The sequence below is a fragment of the Chitinophaga eiseniae genome, from assembly GCF_012641265.1.
In the GTDB taxonomy this organism is placed as follows: Bacteria; Bacteroidota; Bacteroidia; order Chitinophagales; family Chitinophagaceae; genus Chitinophaga; species Chitinophaga eiseniae_A.
On the sequence record NZ_JABAHZ010000001.1, the window covers coordinates 1,975,254 to 1,990,996 of the forward strand.

The following is a 15,743-nucleotide window of genomic DNA, read 5'->3' on the forward strand; positions in this document are numbered from 1 at the left end:
CCCTTTTTGAGGTTGTACAGATAGCTTTGGCATTAGTTATTTACTTCGCCAGCATGTTTTTTATAATGTCCCCAAAAGGTCTATGACTTTTGGGGACATCATATTTAGCAGTTATTACCTGACAATAGCTTTCTCCGGTTGGGATATTTCTTTTGTCGGATCAATGATACTATTAGACTGTAGCAAGGTATTGACTGAATCTTTGGAAAAGATCATGGCGGCTGTCATATTCCCCGGATTGCTATACACCAACTGTAGCAGGTTACTCCAGTCCTCAGAAGCATATATACTAAAAAGCATCCCTGGCAGATCCTCTCTTTGAAATAGACCCAATAGATGAAGGTTATTACCGTAGACAGACTTGGGTTTCCATTAAATCATTCATTTCTTTGCAGCATCAATAATTACCTTTTTCTCCCCTTTTAAACTGTCCGTTTTTTTTGCTGAAGGTCACCCGAACCGAAGTAATTTTCGCAGCTGATAAAAGAAACGTTCTATCAACCGTAGGTCTTGTGTAACAATCTCTGCATTGCCTTTTAGTTCTTTATCGAAGGCAAGTGTTTTGTGAAAAGAGGTTTTCAGGCCATCCGGGAGGATCACATTCACGTAGTAGTTACCATCTTTATCGGGGGTATTAGCGATGCTTTTTACCTTGCCCTGTACCGAGCCGAATTCCTGGTAAGGATAGTTGTCCAGTTTCAGCAGTACCTTCTGTCCTTCTTTCACCTTGCCGGAGTTAGTGGCTGGTACCTGCAGGCGGCCAATCAGCATATTTTTATCTTCCGGCATAACGGCAACGAGTATATCACCTGACTTTACAAACTGGTTTTTACCCAGGAACTGCTGAAAGCCTACCACGCCGTCTACGGAAGAGGTGAACAGGTAGTTTTGCTCCCAGGATTTAACAGACCGTCGCAATTGCTCAAACAGCTGGGCGGTCTGTGAGCTCAGGTTAATCTGGTCTTTTTGCGCGTTGATAGCCACACCGCTTCTCGTTTTTTCTATACCCAGTATACTCTCCTGCAACTGGGAAATCGTAACATTAAGATTTTCAATATTCTGTTCCGCCTGCAGGAATTTGATTTTCTCCTGGCCCATCTCCGCCGCAGACACCACTTTTTCGTTAAACAGTTCCTGGTACCTGTCGAACTCCCGTTTGGAGACTTCATACTTTTTTTGCTCCAGCTCTTTTTGCTGTTGCAGGGTGCGGATGCGGTTACGTGACTCCGTGAGGCTCTTCTCTGTCGCAGCGAAGTCCGGAGAATAGGGCTGCAAGCGGGTATATAGCTGTTCATCTGTGAGCGCTTTGGCAAAAGCATTATAGTCAGCCTGTACCTCCCCGAGCTTAAACCGGGCTACTTCCACCAAGGGGAAATGGGGCAATGCCTTATTATCCAGCGAATCCATGATATTACGCAGGCGGATCACGTCCCGGTAGTCTGCAGTGGACTGCAACACCAGCAAAAGCTGGTTCTTCGTTACCTTTTGGTGGTCTTCCACAAAGATTTCTTCCACCTTGCTATTGGTGCGTGCTTCCAGCTTCTCCGGCGGATTGCTGGAAGAGATGATCACCTTGGAAGGTACAAACTCGGGGTATTTGATCACATAGCTCATCAGTAAAATGAGCAGCAGGATTAACATAATAACGGTGTTACCCCAGCGTATCATCCAGTGCGGAGGCAGCGTCAGAATGTCCTGCACCCCTTCCGAATGCAGTTGCACGGTGTCCAGTATATCTTTTTTAGTTTCCAAGTTCCAATTGATTTTTTACCAGCCTGTAATATTCTTTTTTGAGCGACACCAGTTCGTCGTGACTCCCCTCTTCTACTACCCTTCCTTTATCCAGTACGATGATTTTATCTGCATTTTTCACGGTTGACAAGCGGTGAGCGATGATCACCGCTGTTTTCCCTTTGAGAAACTGTTCCAGGTTGCCCATGATAGCCTTTTCCGTATTGGCATCCAGCGCGCTGGTAGCTTCATCGAAAAAGATATACTCCGGCGCTTTATAGACAGCCCGGGCAATAAAAAGGCGTTGTTTCTGGCCACCGCTGATACCGATACCTTCGTTGCCGATTTTTGAATTGTAATTCAGGGGCAGACTTTCAATAAAATCCCTGATGCACGCCACCTCAACCGCTTTGCGCAACTGTGGCCGGTCAATATCATCAATGCCGACGGCTATATTTTTAGCGATGGTATCATTGAACACATACCCTTCCTGCATCACCACGCCGCATTGATCACGCCAGTAGCGCGGCGAAACATGTTTCAGGGGCGCATGGCCAATCTTTATTTCTCCCTCCACCGGATCATAAAACTTCATGAGCAACTTCAGCAATGTAGTTTTACCACTACCACTAGCACCGACAATGGCAGTGGTTTTACGATGCGGAATACGCAGGCTCAGGTTTTCAAATACAGGGGAACCAGCGCCTACATAACGGAAAGAAACATTATCCAATACAATATCCTGTTCCGGTATATCCATCACCGTTTGTATATCACTGCGTTCTTCGTCTTCTTTTTCGTGGATCTCGCTCAACCTTTCCAGGGATATCTTAGCGTCCTGTACCTGCTTTACGAAATCCATCAGCTGTACCAGCGGGCCATTCAACTGACCGATGATATACTGTACTGCCAGCATCATACCCAGTGTCAGGTTACCGTCGAGTACAAGTTTGGCTGCCAGGAAACTGACAAAGATGTCTTTCATCTGGTTGATGAAATTGGAACCAACGGTTTGCCATTGCTCCAGGGACAAGGAACTGATATGGATCTTAAACAGTTTTACCTGCATAAACTCCCAGCCCCAGCGCATCTGTCTTTCAGCATTGTATATCTTGATTTCCTGCATCCCATTCACCAGTTCCATCACCTTGCTTTGTTCCTCCGATACCTGGGAGAAACGTTTATAGTCCAGGTCTCTTCTTTTTTTGAGGAAGAAAGAGATCCATGCAATAGACAGCACCCCGCCCAGCAAATAGATCAGGAAGAGCCGGTAATCATACAACAGCAATACAATACTGAAGATCACCAGGTTCACCATGGAGAAAAGCGTATTCAGCGACGAATTGGTCATCAGCTGTTCTATGCGCTGGTGGTCATTAATACGCTGCATGATGTCCCCCGTCATGCGGGTATCAAAATAACTGATGGGCAATTTCATCAGCTTAATAAAAAAATTCGATACAATGGAGATATTGATCCTGCTGGACAGATGTAACAAGATCCAGCTGCGTATCACTTCTATTCCGGTTCTTCCCACAAACAACATCACCTGTGCCAGTAGTACCAGGTAGATAAAATTCAGGTCATGGTTCTGTATGCCGATGTCTACAATACTCTGTGTGAGAAAGGGGAAGATCAGTGACAGCACGCTACCGGCCAGCAGGCCGAGGGTGAGCTGAGTAATCAGTTTTTTGTACCGGAAAAAATAGCTAAAGAGGAAGGAAATATCCTTCCTCTTAGCAGGTGTATGGGTTTCTGATTCGTAAAATTCGGGCGTAGTTTCCAGCAGCAGGGCAATTCCTTCTTCATCATTTCCCTTTTTTCCCTTGCCCATCCAACTGTCAATGAATTCCTGCTGGGTGTAGGTAATCAGCCCGTAGGCCGGATCGGACACGTGAACGAGGGTACGTCCGCCTGATTTTTTGATGTTATAAACGACAACAAAGTGTTGTTGTCCCCAGTGGCAAATACAAGGCAGTGGTGCCTCTTCCACCAGCGTGGAAAAATCTATTTTCACCGCCAGTGACTTAAATCCCAATCCTTCCGCAGCCGCAGACAATCCCGCTAAAGAGCTGCCCTCCCGCGTTGTTTCCGCGAGGGTACGGATAGCCTGTATATCTGTCAGCCTGCCATAATGCTTGCTGATGATTTTAATACAGGTAGGACCACAATCCTTCCCGTCAGGCTGTTTGTAAAAAGGAAATTTTTTCAGCTTCATATCATTTGATTATCTCTGCCATTCCATACCACCCGATAGCGGCTTGTTTCATCGGATGTTGCGCCCATTCTTCCCAGTTGTTGGTGTATGGATTGTACCCGCATTTCAGGGGTTTTGAATAGATGTCCTGTGGATTTTCTATATAAGCCCGGCAGTCAGTACATACATGCCGGAATTCACAGTCTTTACAAACAGCGATATCATCTTTACGGATATGATTGTAACGGCTAAACGTTTTGTTGTCCAGCACTGCCTGCAGGGAGGTATCTGCGACATGGCCATAGTTCTCCCGCATAGAAGGGCAATTTTTGATATATCCCTGCTGATCTATGCTCAGTTTACGATTCAGGCAGCTATTAAAACGCAGGCTTTCGGTGAACAGTTCCGTGTTCACCGTAAAGTGGTTGGCACGTATTTCGCCGCAGGCCATGCAGGAGTTGATTTCTCCGGTGAAATGGTATACCGGTACAGAATTCGAGAATATTTTTTCAAGCTTTTCCTCCGGGGAACTATGTAGTAACAGGGATTTTACCCGTTGGTGTTTCTTCACCAGTTCGTCCAGTGTGGCTTTATTCAGGCTTTTCTCGTAGTGTAGTACCAGTTTGATATGCCGCAACGTGGAATCGCTGAACAATGCCAGTAATTCCCTCAGTTCAGGCAGCGCCACTGGTTGATAAAACCTGATCTCCAGCCCTTCCAGGTGCTGGTCCAGCAGCTCCCGGAAAAATGGTCCGCTATAGTCGATGGTTTCCTGGTATTCAATAACAACATTGGTAATATCCGCAAAGCGGTCCCAGGTGAGCTCCATTGCGGTAAGCTCCGGCAGGATACGGTCGTCGATAAATCCCAGCTCACGGCTGACGAAGAAGTCCACATAACCGGTGATAGCTTCCCGGTTATCTTCCCCATAATGCGCGATACATTCGTCGATGGAATATTGTTGCAGGAACAACAATACTTCAGCAGTATCATTCGGCAGGTGATAAAACCGGCGCATTTGCAGATCGCAGAGCAGCGACATATTGGCGCCCTTTACCAGTTGACAGTTTGCGTATATATTTAGATATTCCATGACAGAAAATCAGAATTTTGAGATCGGTTTATAGAAATTATACAGTTCGAATCCTTCCGCGTTAACCTTCGAGGCTTTCTCAAACTTCGTGATGGGCAGGGAGGCAACAGATTCACTCTGCTTCAGAAAATACAGTGGCAGGGGCAGCATTTTCTTTGTTTTCAGGTTGCTGATGTATTTCTTTTTCATGGAGAACAGATTGATGAAGTAACCGTGCGAATTTTTTTTCCAGGTAATAGTTGCAGGGATGGGATACCATGCCGAACTGACCTTCGGGGTTAATTTCGAGGAAATGATAGTTCCCCTGCATGTCCACCATCAAGTCGATGGATCCCGTGCGGAAGCGCAGTATTTTCATGAGCTGGTCCAGTTTATGTTCCAGCTCAGCGGGTAATTTATAGGGTACGGTCCTGTTGGGCCGATGGTTATCATAATTCCGGAAATCATCTGTTGTTTTCCGGTTGTTTTGGGAGAAGATGGCCATGGAATAACATGCACCATCCAGGTAAAAGGTCCTGATCTCAAATTTTTTGACAATCCTTTCCTGTACCAGAGAGGGGAAAAACGTTTCCGGTACTGCGCTCAAGCTCTTTTGATCGATGGTACTGGTCAGCATTTTATAAGCCCGGCGCTCCGTATCCTCCAGTAAAATACATTCGCTGAGGGGCTTTACGATCAATGCGGGGTATTGTTCCAGCAAAGCCATAATTTTTGCTTTGGTAGTGACCACTTCCGTAAAAGGCGTGTGGATGTTTAACCGGCGGGCCAATTGTAATACCTGCAGTTTATTCAGGTTTTTCTCTGACAGGGGATCGTTCAGCCATTTTTGGGCGTCAATGGAATGAAACAGAAAAGAATGCAGGCCGTTGAATTCGTCTACCAGAAAACGTTTCAGGGTGTACTGGCTGTTAATGTCCGGTTGCTTCAGGCTAAACTCTGCGGGAAAGTGAGCGATTTTCCTGCGGTACCAAACCACGGCGGTTTCTGTATTATCCGGCAGATCACTAAGCTGTTGAAACCGGAAGAAGTCTTCACCATTCAACCGCCGGTAAGGTATTTTCAAATAGTCCATCCATTGGCAAACCTGGTCTGTAGTACTTTCCAGGTAGGACTGACTTAATATGAGTATCTTTTTAGACATGACCGGATATGATTTTTTGCGGGAAAAGAACTGCCAGCAATAGCTGGCAGTTCCTTGATTTCCTTCATCATGATGCGGAAGGAGCAATGATTGATTAGTTGTCTTGTTTGTGATCGCAGAAGTACTGATCACCTCTCTGCGTAGCAGAGTGGGTAGTAACACCGCCGTCCATTTCCATGCTAGCCAGTGCCATCAGGCCACCTTTAATTACTTCAGGGGCCTCAACTTTTTTTGCACTCAGTTTGGATAATTTCTTTTTCATATTGTTTTTAATTTATCAGGTTAACTGCTTTTTTTTGGGGGTACTTAGTCCGCTTTGGTATCAGTAACATAATGTCTGCCATTCCAGGAAGCGCTGTTGCTGGTAGTTTTGTCGTCGCTTTCCAGGCATTGCAGCTGCATTAAGCCGCCTTTCAGTGTTTCAGGCGATGCTACCGCTTTTGGAACCAGTTTTTCTAACTTTTTCATGTATTGTAATATTGAATGAATGAATAAATAAAGGTTGATTAGTTGTCCTGTTTGTGATCGCAGAAGTATTGATCACCTCTTTGGGTAGCAGAGTGGGTAGTAACGCCTCCATCCATTTCCATGCTAGCCAGCGCCATCAGGCCGCCTTTAACTGCCTCGGAGTTCTCTACTTTTTTTGCATTCAGTTTTGACAGTTTCTTGTCCATGTTTTTTTAATTTAAAGGTTAAACGGTTTTTTTTCCGGGTGATCCATTAACAATCTGTTTTGTGATCGCAGGAGAACTGATCCCCTCTTTGGGTACAAAAGGCGGTGGTGAAGTAACAATCGCCGCCTGAAGTATCGGAGACCATTTGTAACAGGCCACCTTTAATGGCTGCAGGTGCTTCCACCTTCTTTGCATTCAGTTTTGACAATTTCTTTTTCATCGTTTTTCCAATTTAACAGGTTAACATTTTTCCGGAGTACGATTAATTTCCGGGGTCCTGATTTACGTCAGTAACATAGTGTCTGCCATTCCAGGAGGCGGTGTTGTAGGTAGTTTTGTCACCACCGTCGGTGAAAGCTTCCAACTGCATTAATCTGCCACCTTTCAGGGTTTCAGGGGATGTTACCTCTTTGGCAACCAGTTTTTGTAACTTTTTCATGTGATGTAGTTTTTAATGATGACGTAAAAATAGCCGAAGGAATTACACCGTTGGGGCGAGATGAATATTTGAGTGAGGGCGATCGATATTTGCGGTGTCCGGGGGAATGTTTGCGCCGGAAGTAAATGAGAACCCGGGTAAGCGACCCCAGTTCAGCGCCAAATCCTCCGGCGTTCACTTCTACCGGTAATATTCAATGGACATAACGGTATCCTGTTATCACTTTAGTGAAATACTTATACTCTAAACACGCTGTTGATACGGCTCATAGTTACAGATAATTTCAACCAGTGCGGTTAGCGTGTACATCAACTATCTAAATTTACCCATCTCCTATAGCTTGTTCTATACATATAACAGACATTCATCGCCATTTTTTGTATTAACCACTACCCTTCCAGATACAATTCCATATTAAAATGAGCTAATCTGAATGAAAATTTCTTTGAACAAAAATACCGGCTTAGGTTTGGAATGGTTACCAATAAAACTATTACATCCTGCGCAGATGTGAGCCTAACGGGCTTGGCTATGTAAACAGCCCTATTCTTGTTTAAAATTGTTTCTATATGGCAAAACAAAGTGGAATTATTCCCCTGCAAGGAACCATCGGCAACATCACGTTTTACAAGACGAAATCCGGACACCTGGCACGTGAAAAAACCAGCGTGAACGCCAACAGGATTGCCACCGATCCGGCGTTTATCCGTACCCGTGAAAACGGAGCAGAATTCGGCCGTGCTGGTAAAGCAAGTAAAGTGTTGCGGACCGCCTTCCGGGCCATGCTACTGAACATCGGAGACAGCTATATGGCGTCGCGCCTGACCCGTGAAATGGTGAAGGTGATCCAGGCAGATGCCACCAACGCCAGAGGCCTTCGCAATGTGATTGATGGAGAGGCTGAGTTACTCAAAGGTTTTGAGTTTAACAACAACAGCCGGCTGACCGGGGCTTTGTACGCTCCATTCATCACCGCCATTGATCGCGTTGCAGGCACCCTGAAGGTGGACATTCCGCCGTTCGTTCCCGTGAACATGGTGGCCGCTCCTATGGGTGCTACCCATTTCAAGGTGCAGGCTGCCGGTGCGGAGATTGATTTCGAAGTGGAAACGTTCGTGAATGGCAATACTGCCAGCGCTGAACTGCCCATCGACGCTACACCTACTGCTGTTATGGCATTGACGGTGAATGTGACAGCGAACAGCACCAAACCGCTGTTCCTGGCACTGGGTGTTGAGTTTTACCAGCACGTTAACGGGACTATGTATGGCCTTAAAAATGGCACTTACAATGCCCTTGCACTGGTGGACATTTCCGGTATGTAATCACCGGCATTTATGGACCGGCATTTCTTAACGCTAAATTGTGTATATGAAACTTGCACAACGACTCACTGCATCTACCCCACCTTTTTTCAGTAAGGTGCGCAATATAGGTTTGATCCTGACTGCGATCAGTGGTGCGCTGATGGGTATGTCTTCTTTGACTTCCCCCTGGAGATCAGACAGATCATCTACACGACAAACCTCATCGAAAATCTGAACGGTAAAATTAGAAAATACACCAAAAACAAGCTATCCTTCCCTACCGATGAAGCCGTGCTTAAATCTGTATACCTGCCATTACGGGAAGTATCAAAAAAATGGACCATGCCCATTAGAAACTGGGGTATGATCCTGAATCAGTTTTTAACTATTTTTGATAAAAGGGTGAGAATCTAATTATTATCCTGATTCCCCGATTTTTAAGTTTACACACTTATTGAAATAGTCCCTCTTTTTGATAAAAGAGGGAGAGTCTAGCTCTTAACTTAATCCTCCGATTTTTAAGTTACACACTTACTGAAATAGTCCCTACAAAAATTTGGGGTACTTATACCTGCTATTTCTTACACACCAAAATCGTTTGCCTTCCCAACGCTTTTGGGAGGAAAATGATCTTCCGTAAACTCCTCGTTTCTATCGAACTCATTGTCCTTCAAATAAAAAAAATACTTCAAGCAAATAGGACATAAATAAAGATTCTCAGTTATCCACTTACCGTCTTCTGATGTTGGACCTATTTATATAGCATAATTATGGGCATTAAGCGAAGATATTAATGACTGTCCTTTAGTATCCAAAATGCCTTTTTTTATCTTATAATTCATCTTATAATTCACATTATATTTATATGGTTAGATATATTATGTTTAATGAGCGATTAAAACAAAATCTTTAATTACCCCAACATACTTTTACCCTGACATACTTTTGTAATAATACCCTTGATTTTGATATCATAGAGATTTCTTTCATCATTTACAGATGACAACACAACCGGAACTTTATAGAGAAAAAGTTTTATATGTTACTCGAAATCCATTCACATGCCGCTTACGCATTTGAAGATATTCACTTAGTTGTTGCTCCTTAATTCGAAAAGCGTCATTCGTTGTCATAATTGAAATCTCGCTCTCTTTTTTCCTGCCTACAGAATTTACAGAGGTTCCTAATCTTAAACCGCTATCCTTTGTAATAATCCATCTATCATGAAAAGGAGTTCCATTCCCATCTTCAGGGATCCAGCAAAAGTATACATGTGTAAATGGAGGCTCAATACTAGAAATTTTCTTCCAATATTCTTTGAAGTTCTGTTCAACCATACTATCATAACCATTAAGGGACCCTAGAATACTTACCGAAACATCCTTGTTAACATCATTCACAATTTTCAGTAAATCCAAATCTTCTTTCTCAAAATAAGGATCAGCAATGATTAAAAAGTCTTGCATTTGATCACTCAACCATGTCCGAATAAAAGATAACGCTTCTTCTCTGCTTCCTGGCTTAACCGCTAGGTTTGTAGCAAATTCTTCATCTATAAAGAATTGACGAAAAGTCGACTCTACACCTTTCTTTCTATATGATAAAATGCGAATCAAATTTGTTGAATTCACAGCCTTTTTGAAATTTTCCTTATGAAGGTTAGCAATTGGCCCCTTTGTCTGTTTAGTCTTGTATGTTTGAGCACAATTGAATAAATAGTATTGGTACACCGGATATACCTCATGCAGAGGGAGGCTATTCCCTAAAAAAAGGAAAGATGAGGCATCTAAAAATTTCTTTGATGGGATTTTACCCGAACTAATCAATCTAAGAGATCCAGCAATAGCATCTACTGTATTTCTTTTATTCTCCTTATCTCTTTCCTCCAAAGTCCTTCCTTCATTAATTTTCTTAACCGTATCGTGATACTCCATTCGTCTTTGCAGAAGCTTATTAAACCTATAAGGTGATTCCCCCTCAGACGCAATTTTAACCAATTCTTTCGCGTAGGCGCTATCTAATCGATAAATTGTATCTAAAATTTTCTGCTGGGACTTATATGCACTCGACCCTCCTTCTATTTGATTACACACATGAAAAGCTTTTTTAATTATATCTTTCCATTTAGTCTTATTCACAGAAAACATCGCCTCCGAAACATCAGCCACACGTTGCACATACTCAAAGTAACTAGTCAGATTCTCAATTTCGTCAACTATTCCCTGGTATACTTCTGTCTGAAGTTGATTTGGAAGCCTATCCCAAGGTAAATCTTCAAGTAAAATACTTTTCACAAAAATTCTATCTGATAAATTCGAAATTTGATTGGCAGTAGAAATAACAGCTGTCCAATGGGCTGCTACATTAGGAAGATCTTTGTTAATACGATCAACTTTCACCTGGGCAAGGAGAGAGTATCCTTTATGTTTAATATTCCGTTTATCGGGAAGTTTCGTACTTATGATTTTAGTCAGATTAGAAACAAATTCAGCAATCTGAGGCCTAGATAATTTTCTATTCTCTGCAACGCCTTTTGTTATTGCTGTTACTTGTCCGTAAATCAGGAAGTCAGTCGACATTCTTTTCAAAAGTTCAATAGCGTTTGATAAATCGGTAAAATTTGGGTTGTAATTATTATTATGAGAATCGTACTCGACAAATGGATTTTCCGCAGTTACATAGAAAGAGCAAATATTATCATAGACTCGTTCTTTTAATTCTTCAGGCAATTTCTCAATTTTCTCAATAGCTAATGTTTGCATAAATACGTACACCAAGGTAAACGAATCGAGAAGTTGGCTAACATCAAGATCTTTCCGTATCAAACTATCTAAGATTGGGGAAATATTATTATCACAAATTCTCTTAGCAAGTGATAGGTAGTTGTCATAAGAATACGCATAAAAAGCTAACTCAGTCCATAATTTTATCCTTTCGCTTTCTGAGGGAATACGATCAATCAACTCACCAAATATCTTTACTTCGTTCTCCTTCAAATCATCCGTAGCCATTAAGCCTGACATTGCCAAAATAACAAGTTTCAGACTTAGAATATAAGTTTTTGCAACGTGATTAGAATCAATCCAATTATCATTCTTTACTATACTCGTCTCATCAAAAATCACTTTAGCAAAATCAATGTTAGTTTGGGATGTATCAGCACAAACGGAGAATCCAACGTCAATCCTCTCCCATTCAGTTTCTATTTTTTTCAGGCTCGCTTTTATTAAATTCTCATATCTATCGGCTAATTTATTTTTCCAATAATCATTCAGTCCGATTACCTGATATGCTTTAACAAAGGCATATGTTCTACCTGAAGGCGACTTAATTTTGCTTGCTATATTAAAAATTGGAAGTACCCGTTTAATAACCTCAGAAGGTAGCGAACTGGCTTCTGAATATCTATCAAGGATAGCTATGCAAAACCGCTCATGAGATTTAGGAAATTCAAAGCTTTTTTGTATCTCTATCAAGAGATCAATATTAATTCTCTTTATTCCATTCTTAAGATAGGCATCAAGAATATTATGTCTAGCACTTTCGCGCTTCCACTGTAAATTAATAAGGGTAACAATTTTGAGAGCTAATACCGGATTTTGCTTTCCGATAGTTTTAATTGTAACCTTAATCAAAGCCGAATGATTAGCAGTTGAATTAAATAAAATCTCTGATAGACGAAGAATTCGACTGTAGGCAAAATTATACTGTTGTCGGTATTGATTGCTATTTATCCAATTTAGCTTGCAATAAATTTCCGCATAACTCTCAAGCTGAATAAGAGTATCGTCAATTTTCTCAGCCTCTGTTATTATTGATTTCAAAGAATCAAATGCCAAAACATCGTTTAGATTATATTCAGTATGAAATAAGTTTAATCTATAAATTATCTTATTCCGAGTTAAACCTGCTTTCAGGGTTGATTTTTCTATTTGTTTAAATCGATAATATAACTCGTCTAATATTTTTTTGTCCTTTACAAAGGGTAGGCGATCTGAAAGTTCTTTCAAATTATCCAGAGTATAAGTTCCTTCAGATGTAGACGCAACCAATTCATCAAGTGCGACTCTTATTACCTGTCCAAGATTCGAATCATTTGAACGATTATTCACTAACCACAATCTCAAAAGGCGAAGACGTTCCGTTGAATCAGAAATTCGCTTAGCATCGTCTAAAACTTTTCCCCCAGAGTAATTACCGACAAGCATCGATATCGCTTTGCTGATTTTTTGGCTATCTTCATTACCCATCTTTTCAAGAGCTTGCATTGTTTTTGACTTCTCCGGATCTTCCTTTTCTTTTATGCTGGAGTCAATAGCAGCTACAGATAACTTAGCTACGATCCAGTCATTGATACCAGTATCGACGGTACTTCCTGACGATTTCTCAATTATTTCAATGGCCAAGTTTGGAATTCCATAAATTAAATTTGCGACAATATCATAAATTTTAGAGCCCGCCGTACTAAAGTCTGTGTTCAAATAAATTTCTTGAATCAAGCTAACTAAATCCTCATCAACATATTTCTGAATCTCCTTTTGTTTTCTAGCGATTAAAGATAACAGCTGAAATCTATCAATCTTTAAAATCGCACATTCTGCCAATGATATTGCTCCAGAGAAGTCTTTAATAGCAATTCTAGCATTCACCTCTGACTCCCAAAATAAAAAATTATCTAATTCATGAATCATGCTACTTTCTAGTGCAAAGCGGTACATATCAGGAGTTGAGCTCAAGTTCTGTGCAGCCTTCAGTCCAAATAATAAGCTCCTGTTAACCTCAATAATAGATTCTGTACTATCTATGATTCGATTAGAATATTCATCATCGAAAACATCTATTACATTTTTCCACTCTTGTTTTTCAGAATAAAGGCGAGGGAGTTCAACCATTGCTAGCGGGGAATGAATAGCTTTATAATGGTTTATCAGCAACTCTTCTACTCTCTTTTTATAAGTGCGTAAATTGTTCACAAAGTACTTTCTGTAATCAAAAGAGATAAACTGAACTTTATTGCCTACTTCGAGAACGGATGATAACTCTATCAAATGCTTTGTCTCAATTTCATCCATTAACAGAATCTGAGCGATATCATTTACTGAAAAAGCGATATCGCTGAGCGCCACCAACGATAAAACGGCTGTTATTCGCGAATTATTTAAATCTACGTTTTGACAATCCAAATTAATCCAATCATTGTATTGGGAATTTTCTGAAATGTCATTCAAGGAATATTCACCCGTTGCCAATATTCGCTTAAGTGTCTTGAGCCTACCAGGAAATCCTTTAGTAACTTTAAAAATACTTCTCTTATCTTCAATAGCAAATCCCAAGAAATCTTCCATTTCTCGTTCAGAAAAACCGGTAACGGTGATTGTTTTGGCATTCACATTCCGATTCTTAAAATAATTGCTTTTAAATGATGAGTCTGATGTAATAACAAAATTGAAAATTTCGTTTCCATATGGCAGCTGATCTAGAATCTCTTTTATGATATCATCGGAACCTTTATTTTCAAGGCCATCAATAATTAGTGTTATTTTTTTATTGGAATTTTTATATTTTTTTCGCACCTGAAAGGTAGTAGTCCTATATGTATCTTGATTAATATGTTCATTTGAATTTGCATCCACATTTTCACCAAGTAAGTGCCTAAGTTGTAAAACAATATTTTCGCAAAAAAATTCCATATTATAATCTAAACTATTCAAAGGGTTAAAAAAAACGGAAATGCATTCCTTAAATTTCTGCTTTGCATATTGCCCCAAGATAGTTGTTTTTCCTGCACCTGTATCCCCCTCCAGAAATACAACATTTGTGCTTTTCTCTAAATAACCTTCAATTAATGATAGATAATGTGTTCTTGTGACGAGCAATTCTTGATCTTCAAAGGGAAATCCAATAGAATAAAAAGTAGTATCAATTAATTGAGGGCCGTTTGTATTTTGCTTCATAGGGGTGGAATTTATAAAATCAAAATACGATTTTTTTATCGCCTGCTAAAATTTTTTACTACGTTGTTTATCGTCCATAAAAAATTGATTACCCGGCGGGTTGATTTTTGTATTATTCAATATCACAAATTGGATATTTTGTAAACTAATGATATAGGCTTCCACACTATCTAATGGCATCCATTACTCCAATACTCATTCATTATCTGTCGGCGCGTTACCTCTGCCGGCCAACTGGCATAAATATCGCGCTGCCCTTCATGAGTTTTACGAAGATGGGAATATATATAGTTGTATTTAACGGGTAGGTTAATCTCCCAACTATTCAACTTGATCCGCTCCTTTGTAAGTCCTCTAGAAACGTTCCTAGAGATGCGCGGGATATTGAATTTTTCTTCTATAGATTAACCAAATTGTATGCGTATAAATTTACTTAATCCCCCAACTTTTCAACTTGACCCATAAGAATAAAACATCGCTGGGAGGCCATGGAACAAGAGAACCTGGAATATGAACAGGCCAAACGCAATAAAGTGAAATGGGAACCAACCCGGCTTGATAATGGGGATACCTTCAAGCAACTACTGCCCAGAAGTAGATATCTATTATTTAAACACCCAAGACTATGGACCAAGGAGCAAAAACAGCGGGCAGAGTTGCTGTTTAGCCATTATCCCCTTATTCAAAGGTCCTATCAATTATCCCTTGAGCTGGGTGAAATTTACAAGCATTCTAAATGTAAAGAAGAGGCCTTTAAAAAACTTGCACTATGGTACAACGATGTAGACGAGTCTGGGTTATTATCCTTTAAAACCGTTGTCAAATCTATGAGGATACATTATATGAGTATCCTGAACTTCTTCAGGAATAGAGCTACCAATGCTGCCGCTGAATCATTTAATGCGAAGATAAAGTCCTTTAGAAACGCTCTTCGAGGCGTACGGGACGTAGAATTTTTTCTCTTTAGATTATATAAGCTTTATGCCTAATCCCCCAACTTTTAAACTTGATCCAAGAAATCGGGGTTATACAAAAGGAACTCGACTAAACGCTCAACTAAAAAACAAAACCCCGCGACCATGTAGTGCACCCAAAAGTTTGGACAAAAATGACTATTAATTTAAGCGGCTTTAGTTCGGTATTGTACTGGACTCAAGCCGTTTAATTTTAATTTGATCCTATAGTTATTGTAATAATAAATATATTT

The 15,743-nt window shown here is 40.8% G+C and carries 13 protein-coding genes and 1 pseudogene; 3 read left to right on the forward strand and 11 right to left on the reverse strand.

Features of this window, described 5'->3' with window-relative positions; genetic code table 11:
• Positions 1 to 450 precede the first annotated feature (450 nt).
• From HGH91_RS07480 to HGH91_RS07520, 9 genes are all read right to left on the reverse strand, one after another.
• Positions 451 to 1,752: an HlyD family secretion protein gene (locus HGH91_RS07480; RefSeq protein ID WP_168737795.1), complete on the reverse strand. Its 1,302-nt coding sequence runs from the start codon at positions 1,750 to 1,752 to the stop codon at positions 451 to 453.
• Positions 1,742 to 3,949 (reverse strand): peptidase domain-containing ABC transporter, encoded by a 2,208-nt coding sequence (locus tag HGH91_RS07485; protein WP_211092216.1) that lies wholly within the window; start codon positions 3,947 to 3,949, stop codon positions 1,742 to 1,744. The genes HGH91_RS07480 and HGH91_RS07485 overlap by 11 nt, the downstream gene beginning before the upstream one ends.
• A gap of 1 nt (position 3,950) precedes the next feature.
• Positions 3,951 to 5,021, reverse strand: a complete 1,071-nt coding sequence (gwsS, locus tag HGH91_RS07490) for a grasp-with-spasm system SPASM domain peptide maturase (RefSeq protein WP_168737796.1) — start codon at positions 5,019 to 5,021, stop codon at positions 3,951 to 3,953.
• A 112-nt stretch (positions 5,022 to 5,133) separates the two neighbouring features.
• On the reverse strand, positions 5,134 to 6,162 hold the full coding sequence (gene gwsG / locus HGH91_RS07495) for a grasp-with-spasm system ATP-grasp peptide maturase (RefSeq protein ID WP_168737797.1): 1,029 nt from the start codon (positions 6,160 to 6,162) through the stop codon (positions 5,134 to 5,136).
• Between the two features lie 94 nt (positions 6,163 to 6,256).
• Positions 6,257 to 6,424, reverse strand: a complete 168-nt coding sequence (locus HGH91_RS07500; RefSeq protein WP_168737798.1) for a hypothetical protein — start codon at positions 6,422 to 6,424, stop codon at positions 6,257 to 6,259.
• Between the two features lie 44 nt (positions 6,425 to 6,468).
• Complete coding sequence (locus tag HGH91_RS07505; protein ID WP_168737799.1) at positions 6,469 to 6,630, reverse strand: hypothetical protein; 162 nt, start codon at positions 6,628 to 6,630, stop codon at positions 6,469 to 6,471.
• A gap of 38 nt (positions 6,631 to 6,668) precedes the next feature.
• Positions 6,669 to 6,836 carry a hypothetical protein gene (locus tag HGH91_RS07510; protein WP_159455959.1) on the reverse strand — a complete coding sequence of 56 codons (168 nt, stop codon included), beginning with the start codon at positions 6,834 to 6,836 and terminating at the stop codon, positions 6,669 to 6,671.
• Between the two features lie 46 nt (positions 6,837 to 6,882).
• Complete coding sequence (locus HGH91_RS07515) at positions 6,883 to 7,056, reverse strand: hypothetical protein (protein WP_168737800.1); 174 nt, start codon at positions 7,054 to 7,056, stop codon at positions 6,883 to 6,885.
• A 42-nt stretch (positions 7,057 to 7,098) separates the two neighbouring features.
• Entirely contained in the window at positions 7,099 to 7,275 is a 177-nt protein-coding gene (locus tag HGH91_RS07520; RefSeq protein ID WP_168737801.1) for a hypothetical protein, read from the reverse strand.
• 569 nt (positions 7,276 to 7,844) lie between these two features.
• Here HGH91_RS07520 and HGH91_RS07525 point away from each other — a divergent pair.
• Together HGH91_RS07525 and HGH91_RS07530 are read left to right on the forward strand one after the other, a co-directional pair.
• The gene (locus tag HGH91_RS07525) at positions 7,845 to 8,600 is read left to right on the forward strand and encodes a hypothetical protein (RefSeq protein ID WP_168737802.1); all 756 of its coding nucleotides are present in this window, start codon (positions 7,845 to 7,847) and stop codon (positions 8,598 to 8,600) included.
• 153 nt (positions 8,601 to 8,753) lie between these two features.
• A pseudogene (locus HGH91_RS07530) lies at positions 8,754 to 8,996 on the forward strand (transposase); the annotation flags it as partial.
• Positions 8,997 to 9,601: 605 nt separating this feature from the next.
• Here HGH91_RS07530 and HGH91_RS07535 read toward each other — a convergent pair.
• On the reverse strand, positions 9,602 to 14,536 hold the full coding sequence (locus HGH91_RS07535) for a hypothetical protein (protein ID WP_168737803.1): 4,935 nt from the start codon (positions 14,534 to 14,536) through the stop codon (positions 9,602 to 9,604).
• Positions 14,537 to 15,024: 488 nt separating this feature from the next.
• On the opposite strand from HGH91_RS07535, the gene HGH91_RS07540 reads away from it, so the two are divergent.
• Complete coding sequence (locus HGH91_RS07540; RefSeq protein WP_168737804.1) at positions 15,025 to 15,525, forward strand: transposase; 501 nt, start codon at positions 15,025 to 15,027, stop codon at positions 15,523 to 15,525.
• A gap of 131 nt (positions 15,526 to 15,656) precedes the next feature.
• On the opposite strand, the gene HGH91_RS07545 is transcribed toward HGH91_RS07540, so the two are convergent.
• Positions 15,657 to 15,743, reverse strand: an 87-nt coding sequence (locus HGH91_RS07545) for an IS3 family transposase (RefSeq protein WP_168737886.1), incomplete at its 5' end; no start/stop codon positions are given.

Bases quoted from the DNA above. Each gene is read 5' to 3' on its own strand.
- HGH91_RS07485 (WP_211092216.1), bottom strand. From the start codon at position 3,949: ATGAAGCTGAAAAAATTTCCTTTTTACAAACAGCCTGACGGGAAGGAT.
- gwsS (WP_168737796.1), bottom strand. From the start codon at position 5,021: ATGGAATATCTAAATATATACGCAAACTGTCAACTGGTAAAGGGCGCC.
- gwsG (WP_168737797.1), bottom strand. From the start codon at position 6,162: ATGTCTAAAAAGATACTCATATTAAGTCAGTCCTACCTGGAAAGTACT.
- HGH91_RS07500 (WP_168737798.1), bottom strand. From the start codon at position 6,424: ATGAAAAAGAAATTATCCAAACTGAGTGCAAAAAAAGTTGAGGCCCCT.
- HGH91_RS07505 (WP_168737799.1), bottom strand. From the start codon at position 6,630: ATGAAAAAGTTAGAAAAACTGGTTCCAAAAGCGGTAGCATCGCCTGAA.
- HGH91_RS07510 (WP_159455959.1), bottom strand. From the start codon at position 6,836: ATGGACAAGAAACTGTCAAAACTGAATGCAAAAAAAGTAGAGAACTCC.
- HGH91_RS07515 (WP_168737800.1), bottom strand. From the start codon at position 7,056: ATGAAAAAGAAATTGTCAAAACTGAATGCAAAGAAGGTGGAAGCACCT.
- HGH91_RS07520 (WP_168737801.1), bottom strand. From the start codon at position 7,275: ATGAAAAAGTTACAAAAACTGGTTGCCAAAGAGGTAACATCCCCTGAA.
- HGH91_RS07525 (WP_168737802.1), top strand. From the start codon at position 7,845: ATGGCAAAACAAAGTGGAATTATTCCCCTGCAAGGAACCATCGGCAAC.
- HGH91_RS07535 (WP_168737803.1), bottom strand. From the start codon at position 14,536: ATGAAGCAAAATACAAACGGCCCTCAATTAATTGATACTACTTTTTAT.
- HGH91_RS07540 (WP_168737804.1), top strand. From the start codon at position 15,025: ATGGAACAAGAGAACCTGGAATATGAACAGGCCAAACGCAATAAAGTG.